The following is a 13,618-nucleotide window of genomic DNA, read 5'->3' as shown; positions in this document are numbered from 1 at the left end:
GTTGTTTTTACAAACACATAGTGCTTTTTTAATAAAAATTGGATACCATCAATTACATGCCGTTTTAATATTTCAATTTAACAACTCGCGGGCAGCCGCACCCACCGAAAGCCACCATGAAAATCAAGTTATTTGCCGCCGCTGTAGTTGTTGCTTTGAACGCATCTGCAACATATGCCGCTACGATTTACGATAATCCGTTAAATCCTGTCGCCGGCGACTGCTCTTTCAGCACGACGTGCGCGGCGCAGTTCGGCCGCACGGGCGACTACGCAGCGCAAAGATTCTCCATTTCAAGTTCTGCAACAATCAACTCCGCAAGCTTTAGCATTTTTGATTCCGGACGCATGCCAACGGGTGCTAGCTGGCAAATACTGGCTGCTGACGGCGCTGGAGGGCTGCCAGGAACGTTGTTGGCCTCAGGCTCAAGTGCTATCGCGTACACCGCGACTTTAATCGGCTCTCAGTTCGGTTACGGTTGGCATAAGCAATTTATTAACACAGCCTCTGTTTCCTTGGCTTCGGGTAGCTATTATTTCGCCGTGCAGGCGATATCGCCATTTCTTGAAACTTACCTCGGACAAGGTGCCGATAATTCAGGCGCTGCAGAATACTTGGCTGGAAGCTGGCGGTCTGGTTACCAAGGCATTGGAGGGGTTGCTATCGGACTGTACGACACCCATGTTGGCGCCGTCCCTGAACCAGAAACATACGGCATGCTGCTGGCCGGCCTGGGCCTCATGGCAATCGTGGCGCGTCGCCGCAAGGCTTGAGGCAATCGACACCCCGAGCACTTCGGGGATTTTCTAGACTAGCGGGCCGGCTGCGGCGATCAAGGTCGCGGCCCGTCGCTCCCGACACAGGTCGGCACCACGGAGACGTACTGCCCCTTCTCGGCGTACATCCGCGTCCAGTACGAGACCGCGTACGGGATCAGCCGCTCGCAATCCGCCTTGGAGTTGGTCCCAAATACTGAGGCCGTCTCCAGGAACTTCGCCGGCGCGCCCTGCGGCGGGTTGGCCAGCAATGTGATGACGAGAAGAAGGCTGTACATGGTCAATACTCGATCAGAATGCTGTAGTTTGTCGACGCCGCCAGGAAGCTAGGTGCGAAGTTGACCGCACCGGGGCAGCACAACATCTTGTTAGTCAGCAGGCCAGTCACGCCACCAACCGACGAGTTCACGCTGTACGGCTCCATGCCCTGAACCCAGTCCCACCAGTCGCCGTTGGCTTGCGTCAGCCGAACGTGTTTTGGCGTGCCCTTGAGCGCGATACGGCCCCACATAGTAACGGCGGTGCCCGAAGCCACACCAGTGACGATACTTTGGTTTTGGCAACTGAGCTGGTTCGCTCCAAACAGGTTCAACCCGTCTAATGCAACGAACGCAGTGGCTCCAGCAGGGCCAGCTCCGGGGATGGTAACCAGCTCTGCACCAGTGGCGAACCCTGCGCTACTCGCCACGCTCAACGTAGAAGCGCTGGCCACGGCGTTGGCAGACAGTGTAGTGCTTACGTCGGCAGCCGTGTCGGTGCTGAAGGTGCCGTTTTGTACCATTGCTGTAGCCCCCAGCGCCGGCAAATTAAGATTGATGATGGCCATTACACACCTCGCTGGATAATTGGGAGAATCTGGGCCGACATATAAGCAATGCCTGTGGCGTTAGGGTGCGTGTTGTCGCCAGCGATCATCGTGGAATTATTCCAACCAGCTTCTATCTCCACCAGTTGGAATTTTGGACCGGCGTTGTTGCGCACCCAATTATTGATTTTAGTAATGCAGGCAATCGCGTTTGCGCCGTTGTAGCCCTGGGTTTTCGCGGCGTAAGAAGTCCACACGTAGATCCGCATGTTGCGTGCGAACGCTGCGTCAATCGCGTCGCTCAGCTCGGCGATGAAGATGTCCGCAGTATTGACGTCAATAGTGTTGGACGGCTCGTTGGACGAGAAGGCTTCCAGGATGACATCGGTAATCCGATTTTCAGGCTCCCGGATCATGCTGTGCATGAGGCCAAGGTACTGGTTGCTGCGGTTCGAACTGCAACCGAAGTTCATCACGTAGCACGGTGCCGTCTGCGTGCTCAGGTCCAGCACCGCATTTTGCCACCACTGATAACCCTCGGTGATCGAGTCGCCGAAGCCAGCGAAGTTCCGCGTCGGGATGCCGTGTTCTGCTACCCAAGCCATGTTCTTCCAGAAGCCTGCTGTGGTGGTCGGATCGTAGAGGACGGCCGTCGATTTTGATAGTGTCGGGTCTGCAACATGGTCGCCGTTCGTGCCTACTACAGGGTGGTACATGAGACGGCCGCGTGGGCTGCCAGAGTTATACAGGTTGTACTGCGTCTGCAGCGCGACACCCGAGGCGTTGCTTTCCGCATCACCAACGGCGACAACGCGATTGTAGCGCGCCACCAGCATCGGCAGGCGGCCGGTCACGACGGGCACGCTGTTGCAGTTCGCCCAATCCGATGCTTCCACGCTCATATTCGTGATGTAGTTGACGGGAATCGGTGATGCCGCGCCAGGCGCTTGCGGGCGCGAGCGCTGATTGCTGGACCACGTCAGACGGAGGAAACCACGTGTATCATTTGCACGTAGCACACTGTACGCCACGCCGCCGACGATTGGGTCGACCGCGTTGGAAATCGTATCCACTTTGTCCGTCTCGGTAGCGGCAACCGAGAATGCCATGCCCCGGATGGGCGAAGGTTCACGCTGATACATCAGCGCCTTCAGTTTGGTGAACGGCGCCTCCATGGTCATCTTCATGCCGCGCGAGGTGGTCGGGCTGGCGACTGCCGTAGTGGAGATTGAGCCGACGCCAAAACCGACAACTCCCAACAGCTTGGAGACGCCTGCGGTGTTCAGTGGCGACGAGCCGTTCTGACCGTTATAGGTCACGTCAGCGCCAGTCCAATTACCTGCCGGATGGTTGGCGGTGAAAGTGTACAGGCCGCCGGCGTAGAGAACCTGCTGGCCGGCTGGATAGGACTGCGTGCTGCTGAAGCCCTGGATCGCTGCTGGCGTCGCCGTATTCGACGCTGCCGACTGCGCGCCGATACCGATGCTATTCTGCGCGGCCACCTTGCCATAAACGGCAACGCCGTTCGTCAGGCCGGCCAGAGCAATTGGCGATCCGCTGCCGTTCGCTTGGCCCAGCAGGACGTTATCCGATGCGCGATAGACCGACAGCTGGTAGTTGGTGATGGCCGCGCCCCCGTTGTTAGCTGGAGCGGTGAATGCTTGTGAGACCGAGTTGGCCGACGCCGTCAGCGTGCCAATGGTCGGTGCATCAGGTACGCTAGCCGGGCAATCGATCAAGCTCGAAGGCGATACCTGGTTCGATGCGTCACACCCGATAAAGCATCCGACGTCCGCCTGCTGCTGAACGTAGGTCAGGCTGTTGACGGCATTGGCGACGGCCGAGGCGATGTTCGACTTCACTGGCGGTACAGCCTTGGTGGTGCGGGTCCATTGCAGCGTGCCTACGACGCCGGCGGGCAGCGTGGCGGTCAGCGTGTTGTTGATGCCCGGCGTGCCGGTGATGGTGGCGACAGTGGAGCCCGAGTTAACTACTGTCAACACCGCTTCCTGCACTGTCGCATCAATAGTGCCGGCCGAGCAGTGCACGCGGATCTTCTGGCTGTTGGTGTACGGCCCGATTGGAGCCAGCGCACCCGTGCCGACCGCCCACGACTTCAACGAATTGGTGCCGCCGAGGACAGGGTCCAGCAAGTAGGCCACGCCAGCGGCGCCGGCCGAGCCGGTGATGACCAGCGACTTGCCCTCCGGCAGCGTAATGGTCTTGGCGGACTCGCCTACTTTGATCGTGGTGGTCTGGGACATTGGCTATCTCGGCGGTGGAATTGAAAAAGCCCGCGCGCGGCAGGCTGGCGGTGGAGCGAGGCGGGATTACGCGGCGGTCAGCAGCGCGATCAGGTCGGCCTTGTTGGCGGCGGCCGGGAAGTTCTTGCCCTTTGCGGCGAGCGCGGCTTGCAGCTCGTCCTTGGACATGTTGCTGTAGTCCGGAGCAGTGGCGCCGGCGGTTGGAGCGGTCAGCGCGTTACGCTCAGCGGCCAGTCGCTGGGCCTCGGCCTCATTGGCGGCAGCCTGGCCCGCCAGACGGTCACGCTCGGCGTTCAGCTCGCGCTCGCGCTCCAGCAGCTGGTCGCGTGCGGCCAGCAATTCCGCCATGGTGGGCAAGCGCCCGGATGCGGCGTCATCATCGGTGCCGTCGTCGTACTTCTCATGCACTTCTGGGTTGAAGTCAGCGCGTTCTATGATGACGTACGGGCCCTGGCTCGCTGGGTGGCTGGAATGGACTTTGATGGTGGTGATCATGTTGTTCTCGCAGGTTGCCCGGCGCCGCGCTGGCCGCCGGGCGTTGTTGATGGATTAGCCGCCGATCAGCAGGCCGATGTGACGCGAAGCGACAGCCTTCACGCCCCATGCCAAGTTGACCTCCCAGCGGACCGAGCGCTTGCCGCGATACAGCGCGAACTCGTAGGTCAGGCCCGAGTATGGATCGGTGATCAGCACCACGTCGTCCGCCGAATCGCCACCTTCTGGCATGGCAGGTGCGCGGGTCGCCAGCTGAATCGCCGAGCGGTGGAAGAACATATTGCGGGTGGTGGCCGCAATCAGGGTCAGCGCGGTCGCAGCGGCGGGAATGGCCTTTTGCAGGCCCGGCTCGGCGATGGTGATCGTGCCACCGTTGGACACGTCGGCGTCGCCGCTAACGATCACATATTTCTCGGTGTCGCCGGCGACGGTCATGATGTCGCCCGAAATCACCGCGCCGGTACCAGCCGAGGCGATGGTGATCACAGTTGCGCCGACAGCATAGCCGGTAGCATTGGTGGTGGCGCCCGCAGCGGTGCCGGCGGTGACGGATTTCTTCACTTGGCCAGAGTTGTGCAGGTCGAAGCCTTCCACCGAGCCCAACGCGCCCCGGCGCAGCAGGTCGTCGTTGCCAGCTTCATTCACCTTGAACAAGCCCGATTGCTTGCCGCGAATGTTCGCCACGGCCGACGAGCCGAGCACCATGTGCAGGTCGGATTGGGGAACGCCGTTATCGTCCAGGATCTTGCGGCTCTGGGCGAAGTCGCTCAGGTCGGTGGCGATACCAAACGGCGTGGTGCCTGCGGTGCCGTAGGCACGGGAAGCGTAGATATGCAGCGCGGCCAGGTCGGTCTCGACCTCGTTGGTCAGCGTGCGGAAGGCCTGGACGATGCTGTCGCGGTTGATCGTGCCCAGCGTGCCAGCGCTTTGCAGGCCGCGCGTTTCTTCGCCGGTGATACCGAACGGAACGGAGCGGGCCTTCGAAATGGTCATCTGGACGTTGCCGATAGGACGGTCCGGTGCCATCGGTGCGTACGCCGCCGCCACCAGATCTTCAGCTGGCAGTGCACCGACGACAGGCGACATAACCACCTGGCCGACCGCGGCACGTTCAGCGGTCGAATCGCGGGATACAGCAGGAATGAAGCCGACCAGCTCGCGCGAGACGGTGTCCATCGCTTCATAGATGGTCGGGATCAGGCCGTTCAGGGTCAGGATGCCCAACTGCATGCCCGTCGCGGACATGTGGTTCTGCAGGTGTGCACGCGCGATTTCGGCGAATGCCTTACCGTACAGCTCGATTTTGCGCGCAGCCGGCTTGCCGATGCCGGTCACATCGGCGAACAGGTCGACAACAGGGGCCAGCGCCAGCGCCAGCATTGCGGCGACAGCGAACATAATCATCTTCATGGTATTGCCTTTCAGTTTAGTGGTTTGGGGTTCACAGCAGACAGGCCATCCAGCCCAAAGCACCGACTTGCCCATCCAGGCGCCGGCTAAGGAATTGCAGTGTTGCGGATACGAAAAAGCCCGCACGCAGCGGGCCTCGTGAAGTCGTTGTGGCGAATCAGTCGCTGATGGTTGCGCCGCCCTTCATGGCAGCGGCGCGCGCGGCGCCATCCATGGCATCGAACTGCGCGCGACTGATGGACTTCGCGCCACCGGAACCGCCGCCACCGCCTGAAGCACCGCCGCCCGAAGCGCCCGAGCCCTTCAGGATCTTGTCTTTGTTCGGATATTGGCTGACCATCACCTGGATGGCTTCGTCAAAGTCGGCGTGATTGCCATGGTTGGTGGCGGAGAAGATCGGATTGCCGTTCGCATCCAGCGGAACCAGCTTGCCGCCTTCAACTTTGAAGCGGTCGCCGAAGACCTTCTGCGCGATGTCGGCAGGAATGGCCAGCTTCTCGGCGATGAATTTCGAGCCGGTGAAGCTGCCGCCGACGATGTGGTTGTTCAGGTCTTGCGTCAGCTTGGTATTCTGCTCGGTCAGCTCGCGCTGCTTTTCCTCGGCGGCGCGCGTGGCGGCAGCAACGGCTTCGTTCGCCGAGCGCGTCGCCGCGTCCTTGATCTCCTGCACCTTGGCAGCGGTGGTCAGGTCCCCCGTCTTGATGTTCGCCATGGTCTGCAGGGCCTCGGCGGCGGCGGCGGCATCGGTGATACCAGCGTCCTTGAATGGCTTCAGGGCGGCTTCGGCAGCCTCTTTGGCCTGGCGGTGGCTCATGGCCTCGCCGTTCAGGCTGGAAATCTTCGCTACGGTTGCAGCGGCGTCGTGAGCGACCTCGCGGCCGTCGTCCAGAATGTAGACCGGCTTGCCATCTTGCAGGACCACATTGCCATTTGCGTCGAGTTTCAGTTTCATTTTGAGAGCTTTCCGGGCATCCGCCCTATCGAATGGCCTTCCGGCCGTGCACCGCGTCGCGTCCGCTTGCGGCATAAAAAAACCGCCTCAAGGGCGGTCTGGCAAATCTGTGGGCGTAAAAAAACCCGCCGGAGCGGGTTGTATTGGGGCGATCAGGCTATCCGAGCACGACGCGCTCGCCCTTCATCATGCATCCAACGCAGATAATCTGTCGCGTTCCGCCTTTCAGCTTGCGCGCCTGGATCATGGCGCCGATGACCGTCTCCATCACCTCACGGCCGCCGCAGCGCGGGCACTGCACCATGTCGGCCGGCTTCGAGGCGCGCTTGGCGCGGCTGTTCGGCGGGTCGTCGGGCTTGGGCGCGGGAGGGATGAGGTGCAAGGTCATCTGCGCATTTTATCACTGGCTGAGCGCGCGGCCTTCTCGTTCTGCCATCTGCTTGAGCGTGAGCATGCGCCCTTTGTCGTTCGTGAACATCGTTTCGTCTTTGCCGCCGGCGCGGTACTTGTCTCCGCGCGTCTTGCCGAGCACCTGGTCCTGCACCTCCGGCGATTGCTGCTTAAGCCAGTCGGCGTAGCTCAGGTTCGCATCGACCGGCCCGCCCGCCGCAGCGCGGCTGCCGTAGAGCGATTTCTGGCCTTTCAGCAGCGCGATCGATGTCGAACGGCAGCACCAGTGCAACCGGCCCGGCCCACTGCGCCACGGCACACTGTGGCCCACAGGCTTGTGGTCGACCTTCGTGTACAGCAGGTGGTCGCGGGCCCGGCACTCGGGGCTGGTCTTGCCGTCCAGGGTGCTGACCCACATCTCATCACCGAGGATGTCCTCGTTTTCCTTCACGAACCGCGTGCGCGTGATCTGCGCAGTGTGGCTCAGCGCGGTGCGCACGACAGCGTCGACCTGGCGCCGGCTCGTGTCCAGCAGTCCGTCGGCATAGTTCAGCGCCTTGGTGCCGCGAATCTCGCGCACGATGTCGGCCGTGGTCTTGCCCTGCGTGTAGCCCACCGCGATGGTGTCCTTTATGCGCTGCAGGCGGTTGGCGCCCAAGTTCGACGCCCACTCCTTCAGGAGGCGGCCCTGCATCGGCTGCGCCATCGCGGCGGCGTAGACCTGCTCCGGCACGACGCTGGCGATGCTGAAGGTGGCCGGCACGACGCTGCGGTACAGGTCGTACTGGAACTGGCCCTCGTACTCGACATAGGCCTGCAACTCATCGGTCATGCCGCCGTATAGCGCGGCGTAGGCTTGGGTGTTCACCTCGCGGACGCTGGCCAGCAGCTTGTCCAGGCGCTGGACCTTGAACGAGTCCGCGTCGACGTCGGCCAGCGCCTCGTTCAGTTGGGCCATCAGGTCAGCGTCGGATAGATTCAGGATCCGGATCATCTTCGCTAGCACGAAGTTGCCGTACTGGGTCATGTTGACCTGGTGGCGGATCGCTTGGTCGAGGAGCGGATCGATCATGGCTGTGCTGGGTCAGCTTTCACTGGTTTCTTGCCTGCCGGCGGCGGGACGTCTTCCATCGCGCCCGGCGGTGGGCCCTGCGAATCGATCCGATCCTTCTCGGTAGCCCAATCGGTGTCCGGCTTGACGATGCCGCGGCGCTGCAGTTCCTCGTGCAACGACTCGTCCGACAGCTTACCGGCCTGATTGGTCTTCAGCAGCAGCTCTGCGCTGGCCTCGGCCAGGGTGGCGGCACCGAAGTCCTTGAAGACCGTGACGTGGCCGCCCTCTTGCTCACCTACCCAATCCGCCATCAGCTGCAGCGCCTGATCAGCGGCATCCTCGAGGTTCTCGGCGACCTTCTGCAGCGCGCAGGCGCCCTGCTCGTTGTCGGCCAGCGTCTGGCTCTCGGTCACGTTGCCGGGCTTGATGACCAGCAGCTCGGCGCCAGCCTGGCGCATGCGGTCTTCCAGGTCGAGCAGCGATTTGCGACCCGCCTCGATTGCAGCGCCAGTGTGCTCCACGAACTTCAGGTCGGATTCAGGTGTCTCGCCCTTCACCGCACTGCCGGCGCCAACGGTGATTTGGGTGTTCTCGCCCAGCATCTTCGCGAACAGGATCGGCACGCGTGCCACGTGCGTGATGTTCTGCTGGTCGCTCTTGCTCTGCCAGTGCTCGACGTTGGCGTAGGCCAGCTCCAGCAGCGGCGGCCGCGCCATCATGTTGCCGAGACGTTGGCCGTAGACCGGCACGAACGGAATTTTGGCCAGGGGCGTGGTGCTGCCGCTATCGTGCAAGACCCACTCCTCCGGCTTGTTCGGCACCTGTCGCCAGGTCTCCCACGAGCCGCGACGCAGCACGCGCACCTGCTCGATAGCCTTGGTGGCGTAATCGCCGTCCTCGACGTCCACCGACTCCAGCAGGCGCAGCTGCGACATGCCGTCCTTGTCAGTGAGCCAGCCGAGAATATTCTTCGGGTGCACCTGAACGAAGTACGGGCGCACTGCGGCGGCCTGCTCGTCAGCCTTGGTGACGTAGAGAGGCTTGCCGTCCTTGTCGCGGGTCGGCGGATAATCCACCAGGATCCCGCTGAACCCGTAGCCCAGCGCCTCCTGGCCGATCTCGGATAAGAACGAGTGCAGGTTGCGGCCAGCGCGGTCGACGTCTTCGAGCCACGGCACCAGCTTGGCCGGCACATCCTCGCCGATGGTCACCGGCTTGCTGAACGGCTTGGCTCCCAATACTTCGATGGTGCGGCCGAAGGCTGGGAACAGCGTCGCAACCGCGATGCGCACCTTCAGCGCCTCGGCATCCTCGCCCGGCCACTTCGGCATGTAGGTCTCGCCGGCGGCGCGCATCGCCTTGGTGCCGCCCAGCAGCGCCGAGATCAGCTCGCAGTGCTCATTCAGCGCGGCGGCCTCCTTCGATTGTAGGCGTACTGGATGGGTCATGGGATTCCTGTTCTACATTCTGAGCGGCGCGACGGTCGCCTCGCGCTTCGTCACCGGCCAGCGCTTCGTGATGAAGTAGCCGCCGGCGTCGTTGCCGTGGTCAAAGCCGCCTTTTTTGTCAGGCTGCCCCTTGTCGTCATACACCTGGCGCTCAAGACCGATAGTGTATTTCGGGCACTTCGTGGTGTTCACCAGCATGCGGCGCTGGTCATAGGTATTGCACAACATCGCATTCACGCTGTTGATCCGATCCTTCACGGCCGGGTTGCTGTGGTCCACCACCACGGTGAACTTCGCAGCGCGCAGCAGCGTCAGGTCTGATTCGCTCGCGCCGCTGGTCTTCCGGTTTTGGCCCGATGCGTCCGGATACACGGCGATGGCATGCTGCTGTCCGGCCTGCTCGTAGCGCTCCTTGATCTTCTTGATCATGGCCGGCGTGTCAAACACCTCCATGAATTCGTCCACCGCGCGCGGCATGTCGTCGCGGATCACGAAGACCACGGCCGCCATGTGCGCGACGTTAAAGTCCATGCCGATGTGCAGCGCGTCGCCAGGCTTGACCGTGTCGTCGGTGTGGCTCTTGCGTCTGTCGAAGCAGTAGTAGACAACGCCCTGGTAGTTCTCGAAGCTGGCCAGATACTCCTGGCGGAACGTGCGCGGATCCATCTTGCGCCGCGCCGCCTCGATCTCTTCCGCCGGCACGTTGCCGCCGTCCACCGAGGTGTAGAGCCAGCTCTTGTGGTCCGGCTCGCGGCCTTGACCATCCAGATAGCTGTCGTAGCAGTGATTGAAGCCCTTCGGCGTGCCGATCCGCAGCGCATGGCCACCGACGCGCTGCTCGCCGTCGATCTCATACTTGCAGGTCGACAGCATCGGGCGCAGTACTTCTTCCCAGGCCTCGTATGGGCAATCCGCCCATTCGTCCACCAGCACGAAGAACAGGCCCGAGCCGCGCAGGTTGTCGTAGGAGTCCAGACCAACGATGCGGACCACGTGGCCGGCCTTCGTCGTAATCGAGCATTCGGTCTCGTTCGGCTTGCTCGCGCGCCAACTGGCCGGGATCGCCTGCTTCAGCCGGCGCCAGAAAACGCGCTTCGCCTGTTTGAACGTCGGCGCGCCGTACCAGATTTCGTCCTCGACGCTGACATTCCACTTGGCTGCCAGTCGCACCGCGCGGCGAATCTCTGCCTTACCCAGGAACGTCTTGCCGAAGCGCCGGCCGCACACCGCGTCGCGGAAGCGGGCCTTTTTCTGAAATCCCCAGCAGTAGATGTTCGCCTGCTTCGGCGTCAACTTTACCGGCGGATCAGAGTACGGGCTGGTCTGGGACATCTTCGTCAGGCTTCAGCACATACTCCGGCGCAGCAGGAATGCCGCCCTCTTGGGTACCGACGGGCGCTTTCGGGGCGTCCAGTCGGCGGTTCACGTACAGGTCGCCCACTTCCTTGGCGGCCTGCTCGATGATCTGCATGGCCAGCGGCATGTTGCCCTTGCTCTCAGCCTTTTCGGCCAGGCGGTCCAGGGCGCGTAGGCGATACGCGCGGTTGGCGATGCCGATCTCGGCCGTCTCCTCGCGAAAGCGCTTCCGAGTGTCCTCGAACAGCGTGCGCCACTTGATATTCAGCGTCCGGCCGGCGTACTTCGTCGGGTCGTAGGTCTCCACCTGCTGGCGGGTGACGTCGAGCTTGAAGGTTTCCTTGACCTGCGCAACCACCTGCGTGGGCTTGTCGAAGCACGCCAGGGCCTGCACGATGAAGGCTTTTACGTCATCCTTGAGTGCCGCCATGGGGATTGCCTTCCGTCAAGGGGCCGTCAATGTCAAGCCGCCTTCAGCAGACAGGTACCGCACGCCCTCGCAATATTGATCTTTGCCACCTCTGGGGCGGCGTTTGCAGCGGCGACCAGCTGGGCCAGCGTGCCTTCGGGATGCCCGACACCATAGCGGCGGACGACGCCGACGAACTCTTCGACATCGTGGCCTTTGATCATCAGCTTCGGCATCCCGTCCTTGGTGAAGGCGGGCGAGCCGAACTCGTCTTGCTCCTGGCCGATGTGATACAGCTCGTGCTCAACCAGCGCGCAGAACTCGGCGTCGCTACACTTGAGGCAGTAACTGGCATCCAACGTGATCAGATAATCGGGCACTATGCCAAACCAGTCGACCATCTGCTGTTGCTGGCGCCCCTTCTGCCACGGACCGCAGCGGAACAGCACCTCTTCGCACTGGCCGATCACCGTGCGGCCCTGCTTGTTGAAGCCGCTCGGCGCCCACAGAAACTGCACGTCGCAGTACTCCAAGTGCGCGTGATCGGGATTGTGCAGCTGGCCGCCTTCGGTGAGGATCGTGGACCGGGCCCAGGTGAGCACCTCGGGTGCTGGTGCGTATCTCGCCGACAGCGGGTCAGTGAAGCTCTCCGGCGGCACCGGGCGGGACAGCCCGGGCGCGACTGGCTTCTTCGCCATTACAGCGGGTCGACCGCCAGCATCACCGGCGGCATCGTCACGCCCAGCACCGTCAGCGCGATCGCCCCGCCGGCGGCAAGCATGGCCAGCTCGTTCTCGGACGGCTTCCAGTAGCTGACCACGGCGGACATGCCCTCAACCTCAATGCGGGTGATCGGCAGCGCGTCGCACGGCAGCTGCGCCTGGTCCCAATCCTTGGGTGCGCCCAGCACTGCGTTGTTCGTGTGGTGCTGGTGCTTATTCATTGCGTTCTTTCTGGTTGTCGCTGCCCGCTCCGGGCTGGAACCGCCGGCGCGATGGGCTGCACACGGCGGCCGGAACCACCCGGTCATGTTTCGTCAGCGACTGCGTCCGCTTTTTAAGCCCGTCCGCTGGAACGCGAAGGACGGCCAACAACGAGACTTCATGCAGGGACTCTCACGTTCGCAATCGGCGCTAATCTCGGCCATGGCGCAGAGGGTTACCTATTGCTATTTGCTACGTTTATTTTCTTTCCAACACATTTCATATTGGATAGAATCGATATAAACATACCAATACAAATTAGGACTCATGGACGATACCCGTGCGCAGGCGGCTGCCAAATCCAAAACCGCACTCCAGAAGCATCGCAACACCATCATCATGCTTATACTTGTGGCCATCATGGCGGCGCTCGTCGTCTGGTCGGAGCGTGAAATCGAATTGCCGAATTACAGCGGGGAAATTATGTAATTCATAGCTCAGAGAGAATTCTGGAGCGGATGCAGGGAATCGAACCCTGGTCATAGGCTTGGAAGGCCTCGGCTCTACCATTGAGCTACACGCGCATTGAGGCACACGGGACGCCCGGGCCTGAACCGCGTTGAAACCGGCGCTGCTTATTGCCGCCCTGCGGTCTCATCCTTTGCCGTAGCTTCGGGATTAACGCAGGTTCCACAACCACACCTCCACGCACTGGTCTTGATCTGTTTGCGCTGCAGCGCGCCCAGAGGAACCTCGCTGTGACGCACAGATCGCGCTGCCAGCATGCCTGCTGAAAGCGCTCCTTGCGCGCCGACAGTTCGGCAATGCGTGGAGGTGTGGTTACCGGGTACAGCGTCCGGTGCCGGTCTGGCGCGCGGCCTTGCGGCGGCGTCCGGCTGGTGTTGGCCCGCGGGCCGTGAATTCGATAGCTGCGCTTTGTGGCGCCCCCTGAGTATCTCCGGGCGGGTGCTCCGAAACTCATCAGCCAATTTTTGCCCCGTGCGCATCACGTCGCGCTTCTACGCCGCCGGCGCGCCGCGATGGCGGCTGGCGGTCGGGCTTTTGGCTTCGCTACTTCTTCATGATGCACCTCCTTGGCGGCCGGCTTCGCGCGGCCTGCTCATTTCAATCTCGCTCGTCGCGGTCCGGCTGGCGGTTCTGCGGAAGCAGGTGCCAGCCCAGGATGCGACGGATCTCGTCAGGGCTTGGCGGCGGGTCCAATGGCGCGTGCGTGCGGCGTTCGAACCACTCGCGGACGTCTTCCTTGGAGGGCTTTGTCGCCTGCGTCATGGCCGCCTCACTTCGGATGCGGAAAAAGAAAAACCGCCACAAGGGC

General features: G+C 62.1%; 16 protein-coding genes and 1 tRNA gene. 2 read left to right on the top strand and 15 right to left on the bottom strand.

What is annotated here, in order from left to right:
- The first annotated feature begins 116 nt into the window (after nucleotides 1-116).
- Complete coding sequence (locus tag GTP55_RS29950) at nucleotides 117-773, top strand: PEP-CTERM sorting domain-containing protein (protein ID WP_161047621.1); 657 nt, start codon at nucleotides 117-119, stop codon at nucleotides 771-773.
- A 59-nt stretch (nucleotides 774-832) separates the two neighbouring features.
- Here GTP55_RS29950 and GTP55_RS25610 read toward each other — a convergent pair whose 3' ends face one another.
- From GTP55_RS25610 to GTP55_RS25550, 13 genes are all read right to left on the bottom strand, one after another.
- Nucleotides 833-1,054 (bottom strand): hypothetical protein, encoded by a 222-nt coding sequence (locus GTP55_RS25610; RefSeq protein WP_161047620.1) that lies wholly within the window; start codon nucleotides 1,052-1,054, stop codon nucleotides 833-835.
- Between the two features lie 2 nt (nucleotides 1,055-1,056).
- A complete protein-coding gene (locus GTP55_RS25605; RefSeq protein WP_161047619.1) occupies nucleotides 1,057-1,602 on the bottom strand; it encodes a hypothetical protein in 546 nt (181 codons plus the stop codon).
- Nucleotides 1,602-3,845 (bottom strand): SGNH/GDSL hydrolase family protein, encoded by a 2,244-nt coding sequence (locus GTP55_RS25600; protein WP_161047618.1) that lies wholly within the window; start codon nucleotides 3,843-3,845, stop codon nucleotides 1,602-1,604. Before GTP55_RS25600 ends, GTP55_RS25605 begins: the two co-directional genes overlap by 1 nt.
- A 66-nt stretch (nucleotides 3,846-3,911) precedes the next feature.
- Nucleotides 3,912-4,340, bottom strand: coding sequence for a hypothetical protein (locus GTP55_RS25595; RefSeq protein ID WP_161047617.1), 429 nt, complete (start codon nucleotides 4,338-4,340; stop codon nucleotides 3,912-3,914).
- A 54-nt stretch (nucleotides 4,341-4,394) separates the two neighbouring features.
- Nucleotides 4,395-5,750 (bottom strand): major capsid protein, encoded by a 1,356-nt coding sequence (locus GTP55_RS25590; RefSeq protein ID WP_229258163.1) that lies wholly within the window; start codon nucleotides 5,748-5,750, stop codon nucleotides 4,395-4,397.
- 157 nt (nucleotides 5,751-5,907) lie between these two features.
- Nucleotides 5,908-6,702: a DUF6651 domain-containing protein gene (locus GTP55_RS25585; RefSeq protein WP_161047616.1), complete on the bottom strand. Its 795-nt coding sequence runs from the start codon at nucleotides 6,700-6,702 to the stop codon at nucleotides 5,908-5,910.
- A 157-nt stretch (nucleotides 6,703-6,859) separates the two neighbouring features.
- Nucleotides 6,860-7,090, bottom strand: a complete 231-nt coding sequence (locus GTP55_RS25580; protein WP_161047615.1) for a hypothetical protein — start codon at nucleotides 7,088-7,090, stop codon at nucleotides 6,860-6,862.
- A 12-nt stretch (nucleotides 7,091-7,102) separates the two neighbouring features.
- The gene (locus GTP55_RS25575; protein ID WP_161047614.1) at nucleotides 7,103-8,164 is read right to left on the bottom strand and encodes a phage minor head protein; all 1,062 of its coding nucleotides are present in this window, start codon (nucleotides 8,162-8,164) and stop codon (nucleotides 7,103-7,105) included.
- The gene (locus GTP55_RS25570) at nucleotides 8,161-9,594 is read right to left on the bottom strand and encodes a DUF4055 domain-containing protein (protein WP_161047613.1); all 1,434 of its coding nucleotides are present in this window, start codon (nucleotides 9,592-9,594) and stop codon (nucleotides 8,161-8,163) included. The genes GTP55_RS25575 and GTP55_RS25570 overlap by 4 nt, the downstream gene beginning before the upstream one ends.
- A 12-nt stretch (nucleotides 9,595-9,606) precedes the next feature.
- Nucleotides 9,607-10,926, bottom strand: coding sequence for a phage terminase large subunit family protein (locus GTP55_RS25565; protein WP_161047612.1), 1,320 nt, complete (start codon nucleotides 10,924-10,926; stop codon nucleotides 9,607-9,609).
- Nucleotides 10,901-11,380 carry a DUF2280 domain-containing protein gene (locus GTP55_RS25560; RefSeq protein WP_161047611.1) on the bottom strand — a complete coding sequence of 160 codons (480 nt, stop codon included), beginning with the start codon at nucleotides 11,378-11,380 and terminating at the stop codon, nucleotides 10,901-10,903. The genes GTP55_RS25565 and GTP55_RS25560 overlap by 26 nt, the downstream gene beginning before the upstream one ends.
- A 32-nt stretch (nucleotides 11,381-11,412) precedes the next feature.
- Nucleotides 11,413-12,057, bottom strand: coding sequence for a putative metallopeptidase (locus tag GTP55_RS25555; protein ID WP_202423866.1), 645 nt, complete (start codon nucleotides 12,055-12,057; stop codon nucleotides 11,413-11,415).
- Nucleotides 12,057-12,302, bottom strand: a complete 246-nt coding sequence (locus GTP55_RS25550; RefSeq protein WP_161047610.1) for a hypothetical protein — start codon at nucleotides 12,300-12,302, stop codon at nucleotides 12,057-12,059. The genes GTP55_RS25555 and GTP55_RS25550 overlap by 1 nt, the downstream gene beginning before the upstream one ends.
- Before the next feature lie 307 nt (nucleotides 12,303-12,609).
- On the opposite strand from GTP55_RS25550, the gene GTP55_RS25545 reads away from it, so the two are divergent.
- A complete protein-coding gene (locus GTP55_RS25545) occupies nucleotides 12,610-12,771 on the top strand; it encodes a hypothetical protein (RefSeq protein ID WP_161047609.1) in 162 nt (53 codons plus the stop codon).
- 21 nt (nucleotides 12,772-12,792) lie between these two features.
- On the opposite strand, the gene GTP55_RS25540 is transcribed toward GTP55_RS25545, so the two are convergent.
- Both GTP55_RS25540 and GTP55_RS29655 read right to left on the bottom strand, forming a co-directional pair.
- Nucleotides 12,793-12,864 (bottom strand) — tRNA-Gly (locus GTP55_RS25540).
- A 543-nt stretch (nucleotides 12,865-13,407) separates the two neighbouring features.
- On the bottom strand, nucleotides 13,408-13,572 hold the full coding sequence (locus GTP55_RS29655; protein WP_202423865.1) for a hypothetical protein: 165 nt from the start codon (nucleotides 13,570-13,572) through the stop codon (nucleotides 13,408-13,410).
- Nucleotides 13,573-13,618 lie beyond the last annotated feature (46 nt).

The sequence above is a fragment of the Duganella margarita genome (assembly GCF_009857535.1).
Taxonomy (GTDB): domain Bacteria; phylum Pseudomonadota; class Gammaproteobacteria; order Burkholderiales; family Burkholderiaceae_D; genus Rugamonas; species Rugamonas margarita.
This window is presented reverse-complemented; position numbering and strand designations above follow the sequence as displayed.

What these genes read in the sequence shown, in the direction of transcription:
- GTP55_RS29950 (WP_161047621.1), top strand. Translation starts at nt 117, where the DNA reads ATGAAAATCAAGTTATTTGCCGCCGCTGTAGTTGTTGCTTTGAACGCA.
- GTP55_RS25610 (WP_161047620.1), bottom strand. Translation starts at nt 1,054, where the DNA reads ATGTACAGCCTTCTTCTCGTCATCACATTGCTGGCCAACCCGCCGCAG.
- GTP55_RS25605 (WP_161047619.1), bottom strand. Translation starts at nt 1,602, where the DNA reads ATGGCCATCATCAATCTTAATTTGCCGGCGCTGGGGGCTACAGCAATG.
- GTP55_RS25600 (WP_161047618.1), bottom strand. Translation starts at nt 3,845, where the DNA reads ATGTCCCAGACCACCACGATCAAAGTAGGCGAGTCCGCCAAGACCATT.
- GTP55_RS25595 (WP_161047617.1), bottom strand. Translation starts at nt 4,340, where the DNA reads ATGATCACCACCATCAAAGTCCATTCCAGCCACCCAGCGAGCCAGGGC.
- GTP55_RS25590 (WP_229258163.1), bottom strand. Translation starts at nt 5,750, where the DNA reads ATGAAGATGATTATGTTCGCTGTCGCCGCAATGCTGGCGCTGGCGCTG.
- GTP55_RS25585 (WP_161047616.1), bottom strand. Translation starts at nt 6,702, where the DNA reads ATGAAACTGAAACTCGACGCAAATGGCAATGTGGTCCTGCAAGATGGC.
- GTP55_RS25580 (WP_161047615.1), bottom strand. Translation starts at nt 7,090, where the DNA reads ATGACCTTGCACCTCATCCCTCCCGCGCCCAAGCCCGACGACCCGCCG.
- GTP55_RS25575 (WP_161047614.1), bottom strand. Translation starts at nt 8,164, where the DNA reads ATGATCGATCCGCTCCTCGACCAAGCGATCCGCCACCAGGTCAACATG.
- GTP55_RS25570 (WP_161047613.1), bottom strand. Translation starts at nt 9,594, where the DNA reads ATGACCCATCCAGTACGCCTACAATCGAAGGAGGCCGCCGCGCTGAAT.
- GTP55_RS25565 (WP_161047612.1), bottom strand. Translation starts at nt 10,926, where the DNA reads ATGTCCCAGACCAGCCCGTACTCTGATCCGCCGGTAAAGTTGACGCCG.
- GTP55_RS25560 (WP_161047611.1), bottom strand. Translation starts at nt 11,380, where the DNA reads ATGGCGGCACTCAAGGATGACGTAAAAGCCTTCATCGTGCAGGCCCTG.
- GTP55_RS25555 (WP_202423866.1), bottom strand. Translation starts at nt 12,057, where the DNA reads ATGGCGAAGAAGCCAGTCGCGCCCGGGCTGTCCCGCCCGGTGCCGCCG.
- GTP55_RS25550 (WP_161047610.1), bottom strand. Translation starts at nt 12,302, where the DNA reads ATGAATAAGCACCAGCACCACACGAACAACGCAGTGCTGGGCGCACCC.
- GTP55_RS25545 (WP_161047609.1), top strand. Translation starts at nt 12,610, where the DNA reads ATGGACGATACCCGTGCGCAGGCGGCTGCCAAATCCAAAACCGCACTC.
- GTP55_RS29655 (WP_202423865.1), bottom strand. Translation starts at nt 13,572, where the DNA reads ATGACGCAGGCGACAAAGCCCTCCAAGGAAGACGTCCGCGAGTGGTTC.